Origin of the sequence: Winogradskyella sp. (assembly GCF_028289625.1) — a bacterium.
Lineage (GTDB): Bacteria > Bacteroidota > Bacteroidia > Flavobacteriales > Flavobacteriaceae > Winogradskyella.
The window spans coordinates 1-21794 of sequence record NZ_JANQOM010000001.1; the positions used below are offsets into that span (position 1 = coordinate 1).

The 21794-nt window shown below is 34.4% G+C and carries 21 protein-coding genes and 1 pseudogene; 10 read left to right on the top strand and 12 right to left on the bottom strand.

The features are described from left to right. The 3 genes and pseudogenes from Q0992_RS00005 to Q0992_RS00015 all read right to left on the bottom strand — a co-directional run. Window positions 1-2584 (bottom strand): annotated as a pseudogene (locus tag Q0992_RS00005) (CUB protein); the annotation flags it as partial. Between the two features lie 109 nt (window positions 2585-2693). Then, the gene (locus Q0992_RS00010) at window positions 2694-3539 is read right to left on the bottom strand and encodes an ABC transporter permease subunit (RefSeq protein WP_299518946.1); all 846 of its coding nucleotides are present in this window, start codon (window positions 3537-3539) and stop codon (window positions 2694-2696) included. 52 nt (window positions 3540-3591) lie between these two features. After that, window positions 3592-4497 carry an ABC transporter ATP-binding protein gene (locus tag Q0992_RS00015; protein ID WP_299518995.1) on the bottom strand — a complete coding sequence of 302 codons (906 nt, stop codon included), beginning with the start codon at window positions 4495-4497 and terminating at the stop codon, window positions 3592-3594. A gap of 122 nt (window positions 4498-4619) precedes the next feature. Between Q0992_RS00015 and Q0992_RS00020 the strand changes: the two genes are divergently transcribed. Further along, complete coding sequence (locus Q0992_RS00020; protein WP_299518948.1) at window positions 4620-5675, top strand: hypothetical protein; 1056 nt, start codon at window positions 4620-4622, stop codon at window positions 5673-5675. Window positions 5676-5678: 3 nt separating this feature from the next. Here the strand turns inward: Q0992_RS00020 and Q0992_RS00025 are convergent, their stop codons facing one another. The 4 genes from Q0992_RS00025 to Q0992_RS00040 form a co-directional block, all read right to left on the bottom strand. After that, window positions 5679-6182 carry a hypothetical protein gene (locus Q0992_RS00025; protein ID WP_299518950.1) on the bottom strand — a complete coding sequence of 168 codons (504 nt, stop codon included), beginning with the start codon at window positions 6180-6182 and terminating at the stop codon, window positions 5679-5681. A gap of 26 nt (window positions 6183-6208) precedes the next feature. Continuing rightward, window positions 6209-7225: a COX15/CtaA family protein gene (locus Q0992_RS00030; RefSeq protein ID WP_299518953.1), complete on the bottom strand. Its 1017-nt coding sequence runs from the start codon at window positions 7223-7225 to the stop codon at window positions 6209-6211. Then, complete coding sequence (locus Q0992_RS00035; RefSeq protein WP_299518956.1) at window positions 7212-7679, bottom strand: GNAT family N-acetyltransferase; 468 nt, start codon at window positions 7677-7679, stop codon at window positions 7212-7214. Before Q0992_RS00035 ends, Q0992_RS00030 begins: the two co-directional genes overlap by 14 nt. Before the next feature lie 70 nt (window positions 7680-7749). Then, complete coding sequence (locus Q0992_RS00040; protein ID WP_299518965.1) at window positions 7750-9165, bottom strand: HD domain-containing protein; 1416 nt, start codon at window positions 9163-9165, stop codon at window positions 7750-7752. Window positions 9166-9281: 116 nt separating this feature from the next. On the opposite strand from Q0992_RS00040, the gene Q0992_RS00045 reads away from it, so the two are divergent. After that, a complete protein-coding gene (locus Q0992_RS00045; protein ID WP_299518968.1) occupies window positions 9282-10166 on the top strand; it encodes an ATP-grasp fold amidoligase family protein in 885 nt (294 codons plus the stop codon). A 9-nt stretch (window positions 10167-10175) separates the two neighbouring features. After that, window positions 10176-11288 (top strand): glycosyltransferase family 4 protein, encoded by a 1113-nt coding sequence (locus Q0992_RS00050; RefSeq protein ID WP_299518970.1) that lies wholly within the window; start codon window positions 10176-10178, stop codon window positions 11286-11288. 9 nt (window positions 11289-11297) lie between these two features. On the opposite strand, the gene Q0992_RS00055 is transcribed toward Q0992_RS00050, so the two are convergent. Continuing rightward, complete coding sequence (locus tag Q0992_RS00055) at window positions 11298-12149, bottom strand: glycosyltransferase (protein WP_299518973.1); 852 nt, start codon at window positions 12147-12149, stop codon at window positions 11298-11300. A 204-nt stretch (window positions 12150-12353) separates the two neighbouring features. Here Q0992_RS00055 and Q0992_RS00060 point away from each other — a divergent pair, with 204 nt between their 5' ends. Further along, entirely contained in the window at window positions 12354-13127 is a 774-nt protein-coding gene (locus Q0992_RS00060; RefSeq protein ID WP_299518975.1) for a lipopolysaccharide kinase InaA family protein, read from the top strand. Between the two features lies 1 nt (window position 13128). On the opposite strand, the gene Q0992_RS00065 is transcribed toward Q0992_RS00060, so the two are convergent. Then, window positions 13129-13890, bottom strand: coding sequence for a glycosyltransferase family 2 protein (locus tag Q0992_RS00065; protein WP_299518978.1), 762 nt, complete (start codon window positions 13888-13890; stop codon window positions 13129-13131). Window positions 13891-13931: 41 nt separating this feature from the next. On the opposite strand from Q0992_RS00065, the gene Q0992_RS00070 reads away from it, so the two are divergent. Then, window positions 13932-14753 carry a glycosyltransferase family 2 protein gene (locus Q0992_RS00070; RefSeq protein WP_299518981.1) on the top strand — a complete coding sequence of 274 codons (822 nt, stop codon included), beginning with the start codon at window positions 13932-13934 and terminating at the stop codon, window positions 14751-14753. A gap of 3 nt (window positions 14754-14756) precedes the next feature. Further along, a complete protein-coding gene (locus Q0992_RS00075) occupies window positions 14757-15578 on the top strand; it encodes a glycosyltransferase family 2 protein (protein WP_299518983.1) in 822 nt (273 codons plus the stop codon). Here Q0992_RS00075 and Q0992_RS00080 read toward each other — a convergent pair. Then, entirely contained in the window at window positions 15575-16648 is a 1074-nt protein-coding gene (locus Q0992_RS00080) for a glycosyltransferase family 9 protein (RefSeq protein ID WP_299518985.1), read from the bottom strand. The two genes, Q0992_RS00075 and Q0992_RS00080, sit on opposite strands and share 4 nt — an antisense overlap. Window positions 16649-16970: 322 nt before the next feature. After that, window positions 16971-17786 (bottom strand): 2,3,4,5-tetrahydropyridine-2,6-dicarboxylate N-succinyltransferase, encoded by an 816-nt coding sequence (locus Q0992_RS00085; RefSeq protein ID WP_299518988.1) that lies wholly within the window; start codon window positions 17784-17786, stop codon window positions 16971-16973. A 471-nt stretch (window positions 17787-18257) separates the two neighbouring features. Here Q0992_RS00085 and ruvX point away from each other — a divergent pair, with 471 nt between their 5' ends. Genes ruvX through mazG form a run of 4 tightly spaced genes read left to right on the top strand, consistent with a single transcriptional unit; the run spans window position 18258 to window position 20527 of the window. Continuing rightward, on the top strand, window positions 18258-18671 hold the full coding sequence (gene ruvX / locus Q0992_RS00090) for a Holliday junction resolvase RuvX (RefSeq protein ID WP_299518990.1): 414 nt from the start codon (window positions 18258-18260) through the stop codon (window positions 18669-18671). 39 nt (window positions 18672-18710) lie between these two features. Then, window positions 18711-19301 carry a peptide deformylase gene (def, locus tag Q0992_RS00095; RefSeq protein ID WP_299518991.1) on the top strand — a complete coding sequence of 197 codons (591 nt, stop codon included), beginning with the start codon at window positions 18711-18713 and terminating at the stop codon, window positions 19299-19301. Between the two features lie 10 nt (window positions 19302-19311). After that, window positions 19312-19752, top strand: coding sequence for a DUF5606 domain-containing protein (locus Q0992_RS00100; RefSeq protein ID WP_299518992.1), 441 nt, complete (start codon window positions 19312-19314; stop codon window positions 19750-19752). Between the two features lies 1 nt (window position 19753). Next, window positions 19754-20527 carry a nucleoside triphosphate pyrophosphohydrolase gene (mazG, locus tag Q0992_RS00105; RefSeq protein WP_299518993.1) on the top strand — a complete coding sequence of 258 codons (774 nt, stop codon included), beginning with the start codon at window positions 19754-19756 and terminating at the stop codon, window positions 20525-20527. 311 nt (window positions 20528-20838) lie between these two features. On the opposite strand, the gene Q0992_RS00110 is transcribed toward mazG, so the two are convergent. Then, a partial coding sequence (locus tag Q0992_RS00110) for a DUF349 domain-containing protein (RefSeq protein WP_299518994.1) occupies window positions 20839-21794 on the bottom strand: 956 nt, incomplete at its 5' end.

Sequence of the window (21794 nt, forward strand, 5' to 3'; positions counted from 1 at the left end):
TAAAGGTATTTCCCAGAGGATTACTTTCAGTCAAGGCATCTATATAGGTTTCGTAGTACTCAAGGTCCAGCCCTGCAGGAGCGCCAGCGAGCACAATGGCGTTGGAATCGCTGAGGTTAAAGGAGGCAAGGCCATCTTCGGTACCGTCGTCGTCGCAAACGGAAAGGCTGGCATCGTTTGAAGACGTTGCACTGACCTCCAGGGACACTTCGCTGAAGCTGACACAGCCCGTATTGGTATTGGTCACCCTTGTATAGACAATCTGGGGATTGAAGAAATTCTCAAAGGCATCGGCATCGATAGCGTTTACGTCTTCTTCGGCATCTGCTTGAGATAGATGATATGTCACAGAACGGTCTGTAGTACTATTTGTGACATCCTCATTAAACAAGTTGATATTAAAAGTTGTAAATCCTTCGGGAATACCGTCTTCGTCACATTGTACAATGGCGATATTATTAGCAATAGGGGCGTCGTTGATAATTAAATCAAAGCTTCCAGTACTAAAGCAATCCGTATTATTTGTATTCTCTATTCTAACAAATATGGTCTCGACAAATGCTGTAACGTTAGAATATGATAATGGCAATGCGGTGCCATTATTATCTGCATCAGCTTGAGTAGGGTGAAAGGTAATGCTTGTTTCATTTTCATCTTGGTCACCTAGGATATTTGGGATTAAATCACCTAATTCGATTGTAGCAAAACCATCCATAGAATCCCCTTCGTTATCACAAAATTCTATATTATTAAGCTGGACGATTTGTGGTGTGTTAAATACTTCGACTTCAAAGGAATTAATATCGAAACAATTGGCATTGTCATTATTGTCTACTCTTACATAAATGATTTGGGGATTAGCACTATTAGTGTAAGGAAAGGTAATTTCATTTTCGAGATTATTTGCGTTATTCAATGTTTCAAAATAACGAACACTGTATTGGTTAGAATCTTGAGTTAATAGTGCTTCAACATTTTTATTGGTAAAGTCGAAGCCTTGAAAAAAGCCGTCATTCCCAGAATCATCACAGACAAGAACATCAGATAATGGATTAGCCACTGGGATATCGAACACACCAACAACAGCACTTCCTTCTATAGGGCAGTCACCGTTATTTGGTTCTATAAAGACTTCGTAAAACCCAGGTGTGTCAATGAGCAATTGGGATTGATTGTTTCCAGGAACAGGAGTACCATCAAAAGACCATACATAATCCGCACCAGCTATGTTATCGGCCCGTAAGGTATAGTTATCACCTGTACATAGTCTTAACTCGGTAGTACTAATGCCATTTCTAATGATATCGGTTTGTGAATTAAACAAAGATTGAATGAAGGGGGGGAGTCCTATTCTACTTTCGTTTACGGGAAACCCAGGTGCTTCTAAAAATACTCCACTTTGATTATATACAACATCTTGTCCGTCTGCCTCAGGATTTTCGATAACTCCTAAAAATTGTCTTGCGCCAGTGTTCGCTCCAAACTCAAATTGCGCTCTATAAATCCTTCTATCAATACCTAATTGTAATGCCCCAGCACTAATGGTACTGGATGTATTCACGATTTGTAAAGAGTTAGGTATATCTGTACTAGTTAAGTCCCATTGTAATATCTGGCTAGCGCCATTTCCAGAAGCGCCAAACCCAACAGTTGCATAAACTTTTCGATTTTCAGCAGAAAATTCGACACCATAAGGACTATCATTGTTTTGGGCACTGTAAAGTTCAAGACTATTGGAAACTATACCAGTATCATTATCAAAATCGAATAAATAAATCCCACCACCAGCATCATCACCAGGAATTGTAGACTCACCAAAATTGGCAGATACCAATTTAGTGCCATCAGGTGAGGCTTTTAAATAGCCTAAAGCATTACGTCGATAACCTTCTAAAGGTATATTTGGCCCAACAATTGAAGTTACAGGGTCTGGATCTACACCATTTTCATCAATCTTAAACGCATAAAAAGTGTCCCCAAAATGGGTAATAACCCAGAATGAAAAGCAATCATCTGCTTTTACAGCTGTAATTTTTTCAGAACATTTTAATTCTGATGCTAATGGATTAGAGGTGTCGTAAGTGATTAAGGGGATATTTTTTTCAATGGTATCTACTGCACCTAGTCCTCCATCATCCAGAATGTTTACTCGTGAGTACATTAAGCCATCATTAACACCATCATTAGCGGATTCGGTAGAAAAGTTTAAGGTATTGAAGTGATGTGGTTCATCTACGGTGAAGATATAGTAAAAATCGGGGTCTTGAGGCTTAGGAACAATAACACCAGAAGATGTACTAGAATCATCTCCTCTTAACCCAAAGCCATTTAGCATTACTTGATGGTTTCTATTCCAAACCGTTCTACCATCAGAGTAAAACAATAAATTGCCATTAGCATCGGAAATAGAAGTACAGCCTTCAAGGGTATTTATTTGTCCGTCATTGAGTGCAGTAACAGTTCCTGTTTCAGCATTAAAACGAACACCTGCATTCTGACCAAAATACCAAAATGAGGCCTCATTTTGCCCAGTTATTTGGGAATAACAACATAATAAGAGTAGTGCTAAACAAATCTTTTTCATAACATCTTTTTATGCCATAATTGACCTCATTATACTATATAACAGCCAGAACTCTTATTTTCCCAGTTGTTAGTATATATAAGCTAAATAACGATGGCTATCAAAGATATTACAAATCTCTCTTTTTTAATAATCGATAAGACAAAAAGATAAAAAGTGCAGACCAACCTAAGACAATTGCAATTTCGTACCAATGTACAGCATAATCATGAGGGAAATTAATATCATTTGGGTTAATTCTCCTAGCATACCTTATAATGGGTTGTTCAATTAAATTGTACATAGACATCAAAGGGAAAAACTGAGAAACACTTTCAGCGAAATTATATCCTATTTCTTGTGCTTGATTTTCATAGACCTCCCATCTCATGTATGCATAAGTGATCCACTCAATAGCACTGAAAACTATGAGAATACCAATAGCAAAAACTGATCTTTTGACCAATAAAGTAATGAAAAGGCAAAAAGAGAAAAAACCTATTAGTTTTACTAGGTATGCAAGAAGATACTCTAATTCATCAAATACTATTGTGGCCTCAGTATATGTACTGTAAATTGAACCAATTATTATAGACATAATAAAAACACCAATAGTAGAGAGAACTGAATAAACAACTATTACATAAAACTTAGAAAGTATCATCTCTTTTTTGCTAAGCCCATCTATTAAGTTTTGTTTTAAAGTCCTGTAGTTGTATTCGTTAGAAATCATGGAAATTGCTACTAGGGCAAAAAATAACTTGAAAAGTGACGCGAAATAGGAATTCCAATGCCATATAAAAGGAAAATTAAAAATTCCATACTCACTAGGATCTAACCTTATAAATCCTAAATCAATTTTAATTGATGTGATAAAAGCTATTGTAAAAGGAAGAACAAACGATAGAATAATTAATACTCTGCTTGATTTGTTGTTCCATAACTTGAAAAGTTCTATATTAAATAATCGTAACATATTAATATTTGATTGGTTGTGCCCAATTCTCAAATCGTAATTAAGCTGTTTTCTAATTGGTTTCTAAATTATTGGTAAGTTCTAAGAACTGTTCTTCAAGGCTTTCTCTTCGTTTTACTAAATGGGACAGTACAATTCCTTTAGCGAACATCAATTTATTAAAATCCGAAGCAGACATAGGCTCGTTTAAAAATGCGGTAATTAAACCGTCTTCTACTTTCAGTTTACCAAAATTAGAATCAGATTTGAGTAACTTCAATAATTCATCGTGCTCTTCCGTCTTAAGTTCAAAGAATCCATGACTACTAATCATCTCATCAACACGTCCGGAGTAAAGTTTTTCACCTTTGCGTAATACAACTACATGAGAACATACTTTTTCTACTTCATCCAAAAGGTGAGAAGCCAAAAGAATGGTAGTACCATTTGCAGCTATTTCCTTTATGATTAGTCTTATTTGGTGAATACCTTGAGGGTCTAGGCCATTGGTAGGTTCATCCAAAATTAAAATTTCAGGATCGTTAAGAAGGGCAGAAGCTATAGCCAAACGCTGTTTCATACCCAAAGAGTAAGTCTTAAACTTATGGTCTTTTCGGTCTAACAGACCAACAACGTCTAACTTTTCGTCAATCTTGCTGTGGTCAACACCTTTTATTCTGCAGACTAATTTTAAGTTCTCCGCAGCGGTCATGTAAGGATAAAAGTTAGGACGCTCTATAATAGCACCAACTTGCTTTAAGGCATCATGGGTTGTTGTATTACCATCAAACCAATGGAAATCGCCACTGGTTTTATTGACAACATTAAGCACTATACCGAGCGTTGTGGATTTACCACTTCCGTTAGGTCCTAAAATGCCATAGACATTACCTTTGTTAATAGTAAAACTTAAGTCTTTTACGGCCGTTAAATAGCCAAATTTCTTAGTAAGATTATCGATTGTAAGGATTGGCTCCAAGATATGATTGGTTTTTAAAGATTGATTGGTTCTACATAATGCTAAATTATTTAGCATATGTTATTAAGACGAAATCTATTAAAATTTGTTACAATTTTTATTAAAAGCATTACATTTAAGCAATGGAAGACGATGTAAAAATATCGAAAAAAAAGCCTTCATATCCAGTTTCAAAGGCTTTGGACACCTATCTGTCTAATTATAGAAGAAACATTGATTTGCCAATTTTTTATTCTGATTTATTGCGTTTTCAAGGTGCTGTGGAAATATATAATGATAAGGACGAAGACACATTGTGGATCAGAGTCTATTATAACGAATTTGATAGGGACGAAATTAACAGAAGTTTAAAAAAAGTCTATTCCCATCTGATTTCTGATGGCGGCGAGTGGATTTTAAAATATTTGAATGTTGATGCTATTGATTTTTGTACGTTTGGTAATTCAAAACCTTTCAGAATAAAGGTCAGAAATATTTTAAACGATAATTACACTTATTTTTATGTAAAGAAAGCTGACGCTTCAAGAATTTATGGCTTGGAACTTGAGCATATGCTGTCTCCATATAGTATTAATTTTTTAGTTTGTAGGGATACTTTGATTGAAGAGCATATTTCGGGCATTCCGGGTGATGAATTTATTAAAAACAGCTTGGATAATTGTTTGGATTCTGAAAAAGCACAAATTGCCAAGGAGTTTGTAAAATTTAATGAGCGTTCTATGATAAGGCTTTTGGGAGATATGCGCTCCTATAATTATGTCATTATACCAATTCATGATTTTGACCATGTTGTATTTAAAATTAGAGCCATTGATTTTGACCAACAATCTTATGAAGGCAATCTAAAAATATACATGCCACAATTTTTTAAGGAAAATTATAAGATGGTACAATTGGTACAAGATAAAATACAAGACGAGTCCATTGAGCAATATAGGATTGAGGAGCGTTCTATAGTAGCAAAACGTATCATTAGTTTTCAGAATAGAGTTGACGCATTGTTGGAATGTATGGTATCTGATGAATTATCTAGCGAGAAACACATAGCAAGATTAAAAAAGGACATTTATAACTATACCCTAGACGTTAATTTTAAAAAAAGCAAGACCATGGGTGAGGTTGTAAAGAATGCTCTGGATTTTGTAAAACGAAATTATGAAAGTGTCAAGGCAAGATAGTATCTAATTCCAGTTTTCATCAAAACCTAAATCTCCATAGTCGTCTAAGTCGATGTCATCATCATCAAAATCTTCATCTGTATGGAACATTTTTTCTGGTGCCTCGTCTGGAATTTGGCCATGCACAAACATTAAATTTGGGTAGTCAGTTCCAACAGCTTCATCGACGATTTCTGCGAGTTCCACAAAGAAGGTCCACATATTTAAAAAATCGTAAACATAAATCAGTTTTGGTGATGCTTCATGAACTACATCTTTTATAAGTGTTGTGCTCATCATTTTCACCTTATTGTCACCTTCACTCATATCGAACATTGCAATTTCCTCGCCTTGGTTCCACTGTTCATCACTGACGTAAAACGATGCCATTTCCATACCATCAAAACCAAAGGATTGGGTAATGATGTTGTGAAGATCTTCCATAGTATCTGTTTCACGTATTTCTAAATCGCGAAACACATCGTCTTCAGTATCGTTATCTAAGATGACTCTAAACCTGTAAATCATACTGCAAATTTAATCGATTTTTTAAACTATTTACTAAAACGGTGCAATGTAAAAACCATACTGCTCAATAAAATAAAAGCGCCAACTTGGTGCAATACTCCTAACCAAACTGGTACTGCAAGCAGTAGTGTTAAAACGCCCAACAAAAACTGAAAACCAACAATTATTAAGAGACTATTGACACCTCTCTTTTGCAGTAGGGTTATGTTATGTCGCGTGGCCTTATACCAAATGGCTAGCATAAATATCACAACGACATAAGCTAAGGTTCTATGAACAAACTGCACACCGCTCTTACCTTCAATAAAATTAAGATAGGTTGGGTTTTGCTCTATGTAAACCGTTTCGTGAATCAATTTCCCTTCGTTCATAAATGGCCAATGATTATGAATCCAACCAGCATCCAAGCCCGCCACAAAAGCTCCATAAATAATCTGAATGACCAAAACCACAAGGCCAATTCTTATGAAGTTGCGCAACTTTTTATCAATTTCTTTTTTGTTAGGGAATATTAAGTCTAATGCTACCCAAAAGGTATAGGCAAAGGTTAGGAAGGCTGTGGTTAAATGTGCAGCTAGTCTATAATGACTCACATCAGGGCGATCAACCAAACCGCTTTTTACCATATACCAGCCCAAAAACCCTTGAAACCCTCCCATTATAAGGAGTATAATGGACTTCTTAATCGTTGATTTGCTAAGTTGTTTTCGAATTAAAAAATAAACAAAAGGAATAATAAATACCAGACCTATAAAACGACCAATGACTCTGTGAATCCACTCCCAGAAGTAGATATCCTTAAAGTCTTCTAAGGACATGCCATAGTTCAGTTTTTGGTATTCGGGATATTGTTTGTAAAGATCAAATGCTTCATTCCATTCCACTTCATTCATTGGAGGGATTGTACCTGAAATCAATTTATAATTGGAAATTGACAAACCCGAATGTGTTAATCTGGTGATACCACCAACAATCACCATAATAAAGATTAGAACACAACCTGTAAGTAGCCAATAAATAACAGCTTTATTATCCTTTTTCATTTTTCAATAACTTTTTTTCAAAACACAGACTATTCTCCATTGCTTTATATTGACCATATCTCGGAATGGAGATGTAGCCACACTTTTTATAAAAATTGACAGCTTCTACCTGTCGTTTTCCAGTTTCGAGTATTGTTGATGAGTATCCCAATTCAACAGCCCAAATTTCTAATTCTTGTAGTAAGAATTTAGCGATTCCTTGTCCTCTTTGCTCAGGTAAAGTATACATACGTTTTATTTCTACCTTAGAAGCATCAAAAGCTTTAAATGCACCACATGCTATTGGGTTATCGTCCAAATACGCAATGACGACATGCTTAAGATTGTCAATGGAATTAAATTGGTTGTAGAAAGCGTGTTCATCACCATCGGTAATTTTTAGATATGCATCTAGCTGTTTAACTAAAGCAATAAAATCAGTATTAGCAGCATTTGTTCTTAAAATGTTCAGCATATCTTAAATTCCAAACTCCAAATTCTTTAATTTCGTCAATCGTCAATCGTCAATCGTCAATCGTCAATCGTCAATCGTCAATCGTCAATCCTAAGGCTTTTCCTTTTTTTAGCATTAACTCAAAAGCAGCATCATGTTCATTAGGTATTTCTCCTTCGAGAATAGCTTCTTTAATAGCTTCCTTAATGATTCCTATTTCTTTTGAAGGTTGAAGATTAAACGTTTTCATTATTTCTTCTCCAGTAACAGGAGGTTGAAAATTTCTAATCCTATCACGTTCTTCAACTTCAACTATTTTTTCTCTAACAAGCTTAAAGTTGTTATGGTATTTCTTAAACTTTTTAGGGTTTTTAGTGGTAATGTCGGCTTCACACAGTATCATTAGATCATCAACATGATCACCAGCATCAAACACCAAACGCCTTACAGCAGAATCTGTTACTTCTGTGGCTAGGACTATTGGTCTAGAGCTCATTAATACCATTTTCTGCACAAACTTCATTTTGTCATTCAACGGCATTTTAAGACGCTTAAAAAGTTTATAAACCATTTTAGAACCTACAAACTCATGTGCATGAAAGGTCCAGCCAATTTTTTTATGAAACTTTTTTGTAGGAGCTTTACCTATATCATGTAATAATGCCGCCCACCGTAACCATAAATTGTCTGTAGTCTTTGCAATATTGTCAACAACTTCTAGAGTGTGGTAAAAGTTATCCTTATGGCGTTGCCCTTCAATTTCATCAATACCTTTGAGTGCTATAAGTTCTGGTAAGATATAATCTAACAACCCTGTTTTTTCTAAAAGTTTAAATCCGATAGAGGGTTGGTCACTTTCTATAATTTTATGCAACTCGGTAACTATACGTTCTTTTGAGATGATTTTGATTCTATCTTTATTAGCTGTGATGGCTTTTAAAGAGTTGTCTTCGATTTTAAAATTCAGCTGCGTTGCAAAACGGATGGCGCGCATCATACGCAACGGATCATCACTATAAGTGATATCAGGATCTAGCGGAGTACGAATGACACCATTATCTAAATCTTCTAAACCGTTAAAAGGATCAAGTAGTTCACCAAAATTAGAGCTGTTGAGACTCAGTGCCAAGGCGTTGATTGTAAAATCGCGTCGATTTTGATCGTCTTCTAAATTACCATTTTCAACTATTGGATTCCTACTATCTTCATTATAACTTTCTTTACGCGCACCGACAAATTCAATTTCAATATCATCATAGCGCAACATCGCAGTCCCATAAGTTTTAAAGATTTGAACCTTTGGCTGATTGGGTAAATTCTTCGACACTTGTTGTGCCAAATCTATGCCACTTCCCACCGCAACGATGTCAATATCTTTTGCGTTACTGCGTTCTAAGAGGTAATCACGTACAAAACCACCTATAGCGTAACAGTCTAACTGTAATTCTTCAGCAGACTGAGAAATAACAGAAAAAATGTTATGTTTTAAGGCCTGTTTGTGGTTCATGTTACCGTTCTAATTTTAGCTGTGCAAAGATACGACTTACTTGTGGTGTTTTAAAATTGACTAGACGCTTTATTAATCTCAAAAAGTATTCATACTTTTAGGCTCAATCTTTTTTTATGAATTTTCTAGAACGAAAGTATTATCAGCTAATGGTCAAGTATCTGAAGAATAAGCCAAATGCAGATGAAGCTTACATAAAAGCTAATTACTATTTAAAAAATAACAGACGCTTGAATTTAGAAAACCCAGTGGATTTAAGTGAAAAAATCCAATGGTTAAAGCTTTATCAATATGATGAATCCTATAAGAAATATATTGATAAGTATGAAGTTAGAAAACACATTAAAGAAACGATTGGTGAGGAGTATTTAAATGAGCTTCTTGGCGTCTATGAAGATGTCGAGGAGATTGACTTCGATGCACTTCCTGATAAATTTGTTCTAAAAGGCACACATGGTTCTGGATACAATATCATTGTCGAAGATAAATCCAAGTTAGATTGGCCAAAAGTAAAAGCCCAATTAAAAAAGTTTTTAGCCCAGAATTATTACGATAAGTACAAAGAGATTATTTATAGAGGCATTAAACCAAGAATTATCGCAGAGAAGTTCTTGGATCAACTTAATGATGATGCCATTTTAGATTATAAATTTCTGTGTTTTCACGGCGAGCCTAAGTTCATTCATGTAAAAGCTTTGGAAGATGGTATTAGAAAAGAAGTGGATTACGATATTAACTGGAATAAGCTTGAAATCCCTGAAGAACGATCTAACTACTTAAAAAGGAGCCTCGAAAAACCAGATAACTTTGAAGACATGATTGAAATTGCAAAGATTTTGTCTAAAGATTTCATTTTTGTACGTGTCGATTTGTATTCTATTGAAGGTAAGATATATTTTGGAGAATTGACCTTTCTACACAAAGGTGGAATGAAGCGTGTTATATCAGAGCCTCATAATAAAATCATGGGCGATTTAATAAAACTTCCTAACAAAAAATAATTTTAGTTCATGAGATTAATACAAGTAACTGCATCTAAAGGTTGGAGAGGACATGAGCAAAAAATAATATACCTGTATGAAGCCTTTAGGGATTTTGGATATGTGGAAGATCAATGGATTGTTTGTACTAATAATTCTGAAGTCCATAAAATTGCCAAAGCGAAGAATATGCAAGTCATCGGATTGGATTTTAAATCTGAATACGATTTAAAATTTGCGAAGTCCTTGAAGAAAATAGCTGATGAAAATAAAGCAGACTTGGTTTTTATCCATAATAGTCAATCGCATACCATTGCTGTATTATCCTCACTTTTTTATGGATTAAAGATTCCTCTGGTATTGTGTAGAACACTCATTAAACGTGTAGATACTAACTTCTTTAGAAAGTGGAAGTATAATTACAAGGGTATTAAACGCATACTCTGTATTACACAACCTGTTGTTGACGAGCTTAAATATGCTGTAAAGAATCATAGTAAGCTAAGAATCGTAGGGATTTTAACGGACATCAAAAAATTCACGAAGACTGAAAAAAATGGTTTGCTTTACAAAGAGTTCAATATTCCACCCGATCATAAGATTATAGGTAATATTGCTGCTTTTACAGGCTTTAAGGATCATTACACTTGGATTGATACGGTTGAGATTTTAGCCAAAACAGATTTGAAAGCTACATTCGTTCTAGTAGGAGAAGGCGTTCTAGAGGATGAGATTAAAGCATATGTAGCGTCTAAAGGGTTGGAGGATCGAGTGATCTTTGCAGGGTTTAGAAAAGATATCCCAGAAATTTTACCAGAGTTTGATTTGTTCCTATTTACTTCGAACAACGAACCTGCTGGTGGTGTTATTTTAGAGTCTTATGCTTGTAAAGTACCAGTAGTTGCAGCCAATGCAGGAGGAATACCAGAACTTGTGATTGATAATGAAACAGGCTCTTTAGCCCAAGTTGGAAACGCACAAGACTTTGCCGATAAAGTCTTGACACTAATTAATGATGAGGCACTTCAACAGAAGTTTATTAAAAATGGCTATCAATTCTTAGTAGACAATCATACAAAGGAGGTCATAGCAAAAAAGATGATTGATGAGTTAAATGATGTCTTAGAAAACCACAATAACTAAGCTCTAAGTTTATTTGATTTTGTAAAGGCCTAATGCTTTTTTAAACTTTTTACTCATCAAGACATAGTTGACATAAAGTTTGTTTTTAAAGCTTAGGTAGCGCCATTGGTTGTGCGGAATAATATTAGATGATACTTTTTCTTCAATTGTGTCAGAAACCATAAAATCCAATTTAATAGTATTCCAATCTACGTTGTCATAACCGTCAAACTCGTTCACTTTGTTCTTTTCATGAATAATAGACATCCAAAGACGTTTATTAGCTATTTCTATCCGTCTCGATTCTTTTTTCCACATATTGTGGTCACTAAACCAAACCGTCTTTGGGGATTCATTTTTTTCAATAAGACTTATAAAAGGATTAAAAATATGTTCCTTCTTGCCTAACATAATATCTGGTGATATCTGAAGTGAGTATCCTTTTAGGATATCAATCGCCATAAAATCCTGTGATGCAAATTGCTCTTGTATGGTAGAGATATAATCTTTATGAATACAATCGTCATTATCTATGCGCGAAGTAATAATATAATCATAGTCGTTACCGTCTTCAGTGGTGAACTTTTTTATTTCAGGATGAAAAGCATCCATACCGTCAATATAAAAAGATTTAAAATGCGGATAAGGCTGTAACAGTGTTTCTAGTTCTTCCTTAAAGTCTTTATCAGTGGTTTTGTCAAAAAACAACAACCATTGAAAATTTGTATTGGTTTGACGAGCGACCGAGGGTAAACAAAAATCACTGAATAATCCAATGCGATGATGCATCCATTCTCGTGTTAAGAGAGTTTCATTATTTTTAGTAACATCCCAGTTTTTATTTCTGAGATTAAAACGCGTAATGAGATAATGCTTAAACATAAGTACTATTAGTTGTTGACAAAAATATAGGAATTTTTTCGTTTGGAAATTTCCAAATAATCAAATGAAAAAAATTCATGTATTAACGAAGTGATAGCTGAAGTGAAACTAAATTTTGTTATGTTTTTAGTAGAAAATTTAGTTTTTTACAGAAGAAGTTTAAAGAATTAAATACCTACTTTTGCAGCCAAGTAAGCGCTATTTATGTCTGTAAAAATTCATATTCACAAGAATTCGATATTGACTTCAGAATCTATACAATTGATGTTGAGCAAGTTTTCTCGTGAAGGCGAATTGATAGGAACAGGTTACAGAAATGTTATTAAGATTTTGGATATTGAAGGTGAGTATTACAATATTAAGGCGTTTAAGGTTCCAATTCTAGTTAACAAAATAGTGTATCGTTTCTTCAGAAAGAGTAAGGCGGAGCGCTCATTTTTATATGCAGAACGCTTATTGGAGTCTGGTGTTTTAACACCAAGTCCTGAGGCCTATATTGAATACACATCATTTTTTCTTTTTGGCAAGAGTTACTACATTACTAAGCAACTGAGTTACGATTTTACAATTAGAAAGCTTATTGATGAACCACAATGCGATGACTATGATAGTATCCTAAGACAGTTTACGCAGTTTACCTATCAATTGCACGAAAAAGGAATTCACTTTTTAGATCACTCTCCTGGAAATACCTTGATTATAAAACAGGGTAACAAATATAAATTCTATTTGGTTGACCTAAACCGTATGGAATTTAAAACCTTAAGTTATGACGAACGACTAGCCAACTTCGCACGTCTATCACCAAAAGACTACATGCTAGATATCATAAGTGATGAATACGCAAAGCTCATTAATAAACCACACGAAGAGGTACGAGAACGGATGTATTTTTTTTCGGAGAAATTTTCGTCTAGTTTTAAAAAGCGAGAAGCCTTTAAGAAGAAGTATTATTTCTGGCGAAAGAAAAAAAAATAGATCAGCTTTTAGCTCTGTAAAGCGCTCTCAGTTTATAATATTTTAAATAGGTAATTTTACCAGTTTGATAGCAAATTCTGAATCCATTTTTACCATCTAAAAAACCTAGTCTAAGGATATAAGCTTTAAAAAAGGCCCAAGAAGGATTCCATAACAATTTCCAAAAAGGAGCTGTCTTTCCTTTACCCATATAAGCTTTTGCTGCAATGGTAGAAAAATATTCGGTTTTTTTATCCATTTCAGCATAGCTTTGATAAGTCCAATGCAAAATATCACCTTTTAGATGACCAGTCTTAGCATTTAAATTGTGTAATTGTACATTATCATGTGGATTAATGCCTTTCCACTCTGCTTTAGTTTTGTCGAAAACCCGTAACTTTTTATTAGGATACCAATCAGAATATTTTATCCATTGGCCACTAAAATTATTAAAACGATTGGCATAATAACCATCATATTGCCAATTGGTTTTTAAACGTATGATAGATTGTTGAAGCCTCTCGGATAAGGCTTCATCACCATCTAATGAGACCACATGGTTATATGTAGCTTGCTTTAGGGCAAAATTCTTTTGTTCTATGTAGCCCAAAAATTTTTGCTCTACAAATTTTACATTATAGCGTTGGCAAATAGTTTTGGTTTGGTCTGTAGAAAAGCTATCCACAGCAACAATTTCATCAACAACATCAACCAAAGATTGTAAGCATTTTTCAATGTTACGCTCTTCATTAAAGGTAATGATAACACCAGATAGTTTTAGCATAATTATAATTTCCCTGTCGTAAAAATAGTATTTTTGCAGTTATGCAACCACCTTTAAAGGCTTCAGTAATTATTAGTACCTATAATCAACCAGAATGGTTGAATTTGGCACTGTATAGTTATGATATTCAAACAGATAAGAGCTTTGAAATTATCGTTGCAGATGATGGTTCTGATGAAAGAACTAAAGCAGTTATCGATAGATTTTCTGAAGAGAGTAAACTCAATGTAATCCATGTTTGGCAAGAGGACAATGGTTTTCAAAAAACAAAAATTCTTAATAAAGCTATACTAGCTTCTAATACCGATTATCTTATTTTTACAGATGGAGACTGTATTGCCAGAAAGGATTTTGTGGAAACACACTTAAAATTGAGCAAGCCCAATTGTGCACTCTCGGGAGGTTACTTTAAGCTCACAGATAAAATTTCACAAGCCATGACAAAGCAGATTATCCTCAGTCAAAAATGCTTTGATAAACATTGGCTTTTGGCAAAAGGACAGCCAGATAATTTTAAGCTCAATAAATTAACGAAGCTAAAAATTAAAGCGAAGCTGTTAAATTTCATAACACCAACCAAAGCCACTTTTGATGGGATGAATGTGTCATGTTACAAAAAAGATATTATGGCGGTAAATGGTTTTGATGAACGTATGCAATATGGAGGGGAAGATAGGGAAGTTGGTGAACGTATGATGAACAATGGTGTACGGTTTTTACAGGTCCGCTATAGTACGATTTGCGTACATTTGCATCACGACAGACCATATAAGCTTGACGAAGCTGAAGCCCAAAACCAGAAAATAAGATTGGCAACAAAAAAAAATCGGGAGAAGTGGACCACGTACGGTATAAACAAATAGAAAATGCAAAAACCTGAAATTTCAGTCATTATTAGCACTTATAATTCTGAAGAATGGCTAGAAAAAGTCATGTGGAGTTATGAAGCACAGACCTTCAAAAATTTTGAGATGGTAATTGCAGACGATGGCTCTAAACAACCAACTTTCGATCTTATTGAAAAGATGAAATCACAGGTCAATTATTCCATCATTCACGTATGGCACGAGGATAACGGTTTTCAGAAATCCCAAATTTTAAATAAAGCGATTTTAGCTTGTAATGCCGATTATATTTTAATGAGTGATGGAGATTGTATGGCAAGAGAGGATTATGTAGAGGTGCATATTAATGAGCGCCAAGAAGGCTATTTTTTATCTGGCGGCTATTTTATGCTGCCTTTACACATTTCTAAACTTATTACTAAAGACGATATTCTATCGCAACGCTGTTTTAACGTAAAATGGTTAAAGTCGCATGGATTACAATCATCCTTTAAGAACAATAAATTGACTGCGAAAGGACTAAAGAGTCAATTCTTAAATACGGTTACTCCAACAAACGCCAGCTGGAATGGTCATAATGCATCTGGATGGAAAAAGGACATCACGGCTATCAACGGCTTTGATGAACGCATGCAGTATGGTGGGCAAGACCGTGAATTGGGGGAACGTTTATTTAATTACGGATTAAAGTCTAAACAAATTCGTTACAGTGCAGTGTGTTTACATTTAGATCATCCGAGAGGTTACAAGACTCAAGAATCAATAGACAAGAATTTAGCTATTAGAGCTACTACAAAAAAAGAAAACCGTAAATGGACTGAGTACGGTATCAAAAAAAATTAGTTTACTACTTCTAAGAAATCCTTTAGCTTTTTCTCAAAAAAAGAAGGGTTGAATTCTTCATATAAGTTAGAAGCTTTTGATTTTAACTCTTTAGGATGGGACACATTCCTATAAACATTTTTGTTATAATCTTTTAGGTGTACTGAAACATGTTTCAAGCCATCGTCAAACATATTCCAAGCTTCTTTTTTAATCCAAGGCGAAAAAATGGTAAACGTAGGTATGTTTAAGGCTTTAGCCATATTTGTTGCACCACCTTCATTACCTATTAAAGCCTTACAATGTGATGTAATAGTCAAAAAATCCCTCAAGCTTTTTCCAAAAACATTAAAGAAAATATGTGATTTGGTCTCAGCTTGGCAAAGTTCAAAAATGGCTTTAGCATCCGCTTCTTGCTTTGGGATATAGTTGAATAGAATTTGACTTTCTGGTAGTTCATTAACAATAGTATCAATGATTTCCGCCATATATACAAAGGGATAGGTTTTATTTTGTTCACTACCCAAAACCCCAATCATGAAAATAGGTTTTTTTAAGTCTATACCATTTGATTCTAAAAATTGTTTGGCATTGTTCTTTTCGACTTCAGTAAGATAGATTTTTGGTCTTACAATTTTGCTAGTGTCAATGTTTAAAGGCTCTAACAATTGTAACCTGTTTTCAATAGCTAACCCTGCATTGGTTTTTGCCTCAGATTTATTTCTAAACGTATGATTATAGATTAAAGAATTACGGTTCTTATCGATTGATATTTTTATTTTTGCCTTAGACCTCAAGGACATAATGTTGCTTGATAGTAATGAATAAGCATCAATAACAACATCAAATTTTTCTTCACGTAGTTGATTTGCAAATTGCCAGAGTTTGCGTTTGCTTTTTTCGTGTTCTGGTGTAAAAAAATGAAGCTTGTCTATATATGGATTTCCTTCAACAACAGAATAGGTATGTGAATTCAAAACATAATGTAACTCTGCATCAGGATACTTTTGTTTTATAGCTTCAAACAAAATGCTTGTTGCCAAAACATCACCTATCATTTTTTGTTGTATGATGAGAACTTTCAATTTCAATTTGTTCCTAAAGGAACTTATATCTAATTACACAAGATCTATTTATGGAGTTTTTTGCATCTCTCAAACTTCTAAATTTTTGAATACTGCTATACTTAAATCCATTACGAACAGTAGTAATATAAACTCTAATAGACTTTTTATTCGTCTTTTTTGGCCATGAAATACAATCTTCCATTAGCTCATCTTCAATTAATGCTGAAACATTTTTTCGAAATCTTTTATTACCAACTCGCTTCGCATATGGGCGTAAATGCTTTGCCCATTCTCTACAGCGGAAACGACCTTTATGATATATGGTATTTAGATTTGTTCTCATTTTTTAGACGGCTACATCGTACTCACGTAAGGCTTCGTTTAAAGAGGTTTTCTTATCGGTACTTTCTTTACGCTTACCAATAATTAAAGCGCAAGGTACTTGAAATTCTCCTGCTGCGAATTTTTTAGTATAACTTCCAGGGATCACAACAGATCGTGCAGGAACTCTTCCTTTCATTTCAACAGGTGTATCACCAGTAACATCAATGATCTTAGTACTCATAGTCAATACTACATTAGCGCCAAGTACGGCTTCTTTTTCTACACGTACACCCTCAACAACGATGCAGCGGCTACCAATAAAAGCTCCGTCTTCTATAATAACGGGAGCAGCTTGTAAAGGTTCGAGTACACCGCCAATACCTACACCACCAGAGAGGTGTACATTTTTACCAATTTGAGCACAGCTACCTACAGTTGCCCAAGTATCCACCATAGTACCTTCATCCACATAAGCACCTATATTAACATAGCTTGGCATCATAATAACACCTTTTGAAATATAAGCTCCATGTCTTGCAACCGCATGTGGTACCACTCTAATACCTTTCTCTTCATAGTTGCGTTTTAGTGGAATTTTATCGTGGTATTCAAAAATACCAACTTCGAAGGTTTCCATTTTTTGAATAGGAAAGTAGAGCACTACTGCCTTTTTAACCCATTCGTTAACCTGCCATCCATCAGCTGTCGGCTCAGCGACTCTTAAGTTTCCAGAGTCGATAAGGTCAATGACTTCTCTTATGGCATTAATGGTTTCCTTATTTTGTAATTGCGAACGGTCGTTCCAAGCATTCTCTATTATCAATTGCAGTGCTTTCATATTAAAACAGTAGTGATTTTTGATGTCAAAGATAAGTCGATAATAAGGCACCAAGAAAATATTTTTCAAAAATTGTGACCTATAAAAAAATAAGTGTCTTACTACTATTGAATGCGGTGATAACTTGTTCTACATAGTTATTCTAAGTATTTAATTAGTAGCTAATTATTCGAAAACTCCTCTTCCCCTTAATTTGAGGGGTTTTCTTTTTAATGAAACTCTGTATTGAAAAATTTCAAAGTAAAGCATTCAATATAACTGGTTGAGCGAATCCCGTTGTATTGCTGAATGTCGTAATCATCACCAAATAAACCTTAAAAAGTGTGACCTAATCATTTTTCTGGTGTCTAAAAGATATAATTAACGTGATTTATTTATAGAGGGTAAAAAAATCATAGACTTAATTAATAGCTAATTTTAAAAACGCTTCTTTTTATGAGGAAGCGTTTTTTATTGCATTATCTTTGCAAAATGGGACGAATACTTGCCATAGACTATGGGACAAAGCGAACAGGTTTGGCTGTCACGGATGAGATGCAAATTATAGCCTCTGGTTTAACCACTGTTGAAACCAACGATTTGCTTCAGTTTTTAGAGGATTATGTTGCATCTGAAAATGTAGATAAATTTGTAGTGGGTCTACCTAAACAGATGGATAATACCGCATCGGAAAGTGAAGTTTACATTCAGAAGTTTTTAGAAAAGTTGACAAAAGTTATTCCCAATATTCCAGTAGAACGTGTAGATGAACGTTTTACTTCCAAGATGGCATTTCAAACCATTATTGATAGTGGGTTAAAGAAAAAACAACGACAGAATAAAGCCTTGATTGATGAAATCAGTGCCACATTGATACTACAAAGTTATTTGGCTTCAAAATCTTAAATAAGAATTGTACTTTTGCACCCGAAAATAATATAGATTATGATATTACCGATAGTTGCTTATGGTGATGCAGTTCTTAAGAAAAAAGCCAAGGATATAGATAAGGATTATCCAAACCTAAAAGAGCTTATTGCTAATATGTATGAGACGATGTATGGAGCCTTTGGTGTCGGTTTGGCAGCACCGCAAATTGGTTTGCCAATTCGTTTGTTTTTAGTAGATACAGAGCCTTTTTCTCAAGATGAAGATCTTTCCGATGAAGAAAGAGAGCAATTGAAGAACTTTAAAAAAACCTTTATAAATGCTCAGATTCTCGAAGAAGAGGGTGATGAATGGGTTTTTAATGAAGGTTGTTTAAGCATACCAGACGTAAGGGAGGATGTTTTTAGACAACCAAAGATTAAAATTCAATATCAAGATGAGAATTTTGAAACTCATATTGAAGAATACGATGGTTTAATCGCTAGGGTAATTCAACATGAATACGACCATATCGAGGGAATTTTGTTCACTGATAAACTATCGTCGTTTAAGAAGCGTTTGCTAAAAGGAAAATTGACCAATATTTCAAAAGGAAAAATTAAAATAGATTACAAAATGCGTTTTCCAGCTATGAGCAGAAAACGTTAAGACAAAATATATGAGTTTAGATAAAATTTTAGCTATTTCAGGTAAACCAGGTTTATACGAAATTGTTACTCAAACCAGAACAGGAGCTGTTGTGCAATCATTAATTGATAAGAAGCGTATTACAGTTGGTGCGCACAGTAACATAAGTATTTTAAGCGAAATAGCCATTTATACCTTAGCAGAAGAAGTTCCGTTGAGGGATGTACTTAAAAAAGTAATGGATAAAGAAAATGGACAACCTACTTCAATAAGTCATAAGGATGGCAAAGATAGCCTAGAAGAATACTTTTTTGATGTATTGCCAGATTATGACGAAGACCGTGTATATGCGTCTGATATCAAAAAAGTAATTCAATGGTACAATTTACTTCAGAAAAATAATCTTCTAGAGGCTTTAGAAACAGAAGAAGATACTTCAACAAGCTCAGTAACTACTGAAGAGGAAGAATAAAATGTTAGACAAAACAGCTCAACTCAAAGCTTTTGAACGTTTATTGATTATCATGGACGAGTTGCGTGAGCAATGTCCTTGGGATAAAAAGCAAACGATGGAATCACTTCGTCATTTAACTATTGAGGAGGTTTATGAACTTGGGGATGCCATTTTGGACAATGACTTGGATGAGGTAAAGAAAGAGTTAGGTGATGTCCTATTGCATATTGTGTTTTATTCTAAAATAGGTAGCGAAACTGAGGATTTTGATATTGCTGATGTTTGCCATAGTATCAGTGATAAGTTGGTAGAACGCCATCCCCATATTTATAGCGATGTAAAAGTGAGAAATGAAGAGGATGTAAAACGAAATTGGGAGCAACTGAAACTCAAAGAAGGTAAAAAAAGTGTGCATGAAGGTGTGGCGAGAAGCCTGCCTGCTATGGTAAAAGCTAATCGCATACAAGATAAAGTGGCCGGAATAGGATTTGATTGGGAGCAACCTGAACAGGTTTTTGAAAAAGTAGAAGAAGAGCTGGCTGAATTAAAATCTGAAATTGTAAAAGGTAACCAAGATGCTATAGAAAATGAGTTTGGAGATGTACTATTCTCAATGATTAATTATGCACGTTTTTTGAAAATCAATCCTGAAAATGCACTTGAGCGCACCAACAAAAAATTCATAAAACGCTTTCAATATCTCGAAAGTAAATCCAAAGCACTAAGCAAACCCCTAAAGGACATGACTTTAGCTGAAATGGATGTCTATTGGGAAGAAGCAAAGTCTTTATAGTCCTTGTCATTCTGAACTTGTTTCAGAATCTCACTACATCCAAAATTATTTAATGAAATTCCGTGTTAGGTAAGGAATAGTATAAACTTACTGTTAAAATTCTAAAAAAAATCTAAAACTAAACGTCCAAGCTTAATTTGTTGACGTAAATACTATATATAAAAACAAAATGTTTTTATAATCTTAGTAGAAAATCTTAATTATTATTAAGCGGTTGTAATTAAGGTTAATTTAGTTTAGTTAGGGCAAAACCCATCTGTGATTAACAGATGGGTTTTGATTTTGTACTTAATGACGTAGTTTGCTAAATTTTATGAATACATTCCACGGATTTTAGCCAATTTGGCTTTCCAGGTTTCCAATTCTTTTTTGTGCTTATCAATATTTTTTAAAACATCCTTAACCAATGGGTTGGTCTCATCAACATTAGAGAAAAATTGTAGATTGTTTTCCAATTGGGTAATCTCAGATTGTACTTCACCAATTTTCTTTCGTATAAAGTTTTGCTCATTGTCCAATAATCGAGTATCGTTATCATTACTGGCCAGATTTTCAATCTTACTTTCAAACTTTACCATATCTAGTTTTGACTTGTCCATTTTTAGTTTGTCAAAGGCTTCATCAACTGCTTTGTAGAACTTTCCATCGATATAGCGCTTATTTTGTGGTACATGACCAATAGCTTTCCAGTCCGCAATTCTGTTTTTTAAGGCTTCAACATCTGCTTTGTTGTCTCCACTGAACTTGATGGCTTTTAACTCGTCCAATAATTTCACTTTTTTATCATACGCGTCATACAAATGCTGATTTTCTGCTTTGCGTTGCGCATGCATTCTATCAAAATAATGATTGCAGGCATCTTTAAACTGCTTCCAGATTTTATCACTATCGCGTCTTGGCACATGACCTATTTTTTTCCAGTCACTCTGTATTTTTTTCATTAAAGGTGTTACCACGGCAAAGTCATCACTATCCTTATTCTCCTCGGCTATTTTAATAAGCTCACGTTTCTTTTGAAGATTATCGTATTGATCTTTCTTTAGCTCTTTATAGAACTTGTTTTTTCCTCGGTTAAACGTCCTTACCGTATCTTTAAATTTGGCCCAAGTAGCTTCATTAACTTTCAGTGGCACTTTACCAGCTGTGAAAAAGGCTTCACGTAAAGCCTCAACCTCTCTAATTTTTTTCTGCCAGGCTCCATGGGAATTTGTGGTATCATCTGCAATAGCTTGTATCTTGACTATAATTTCCTCTTTCTTTTCTAGGT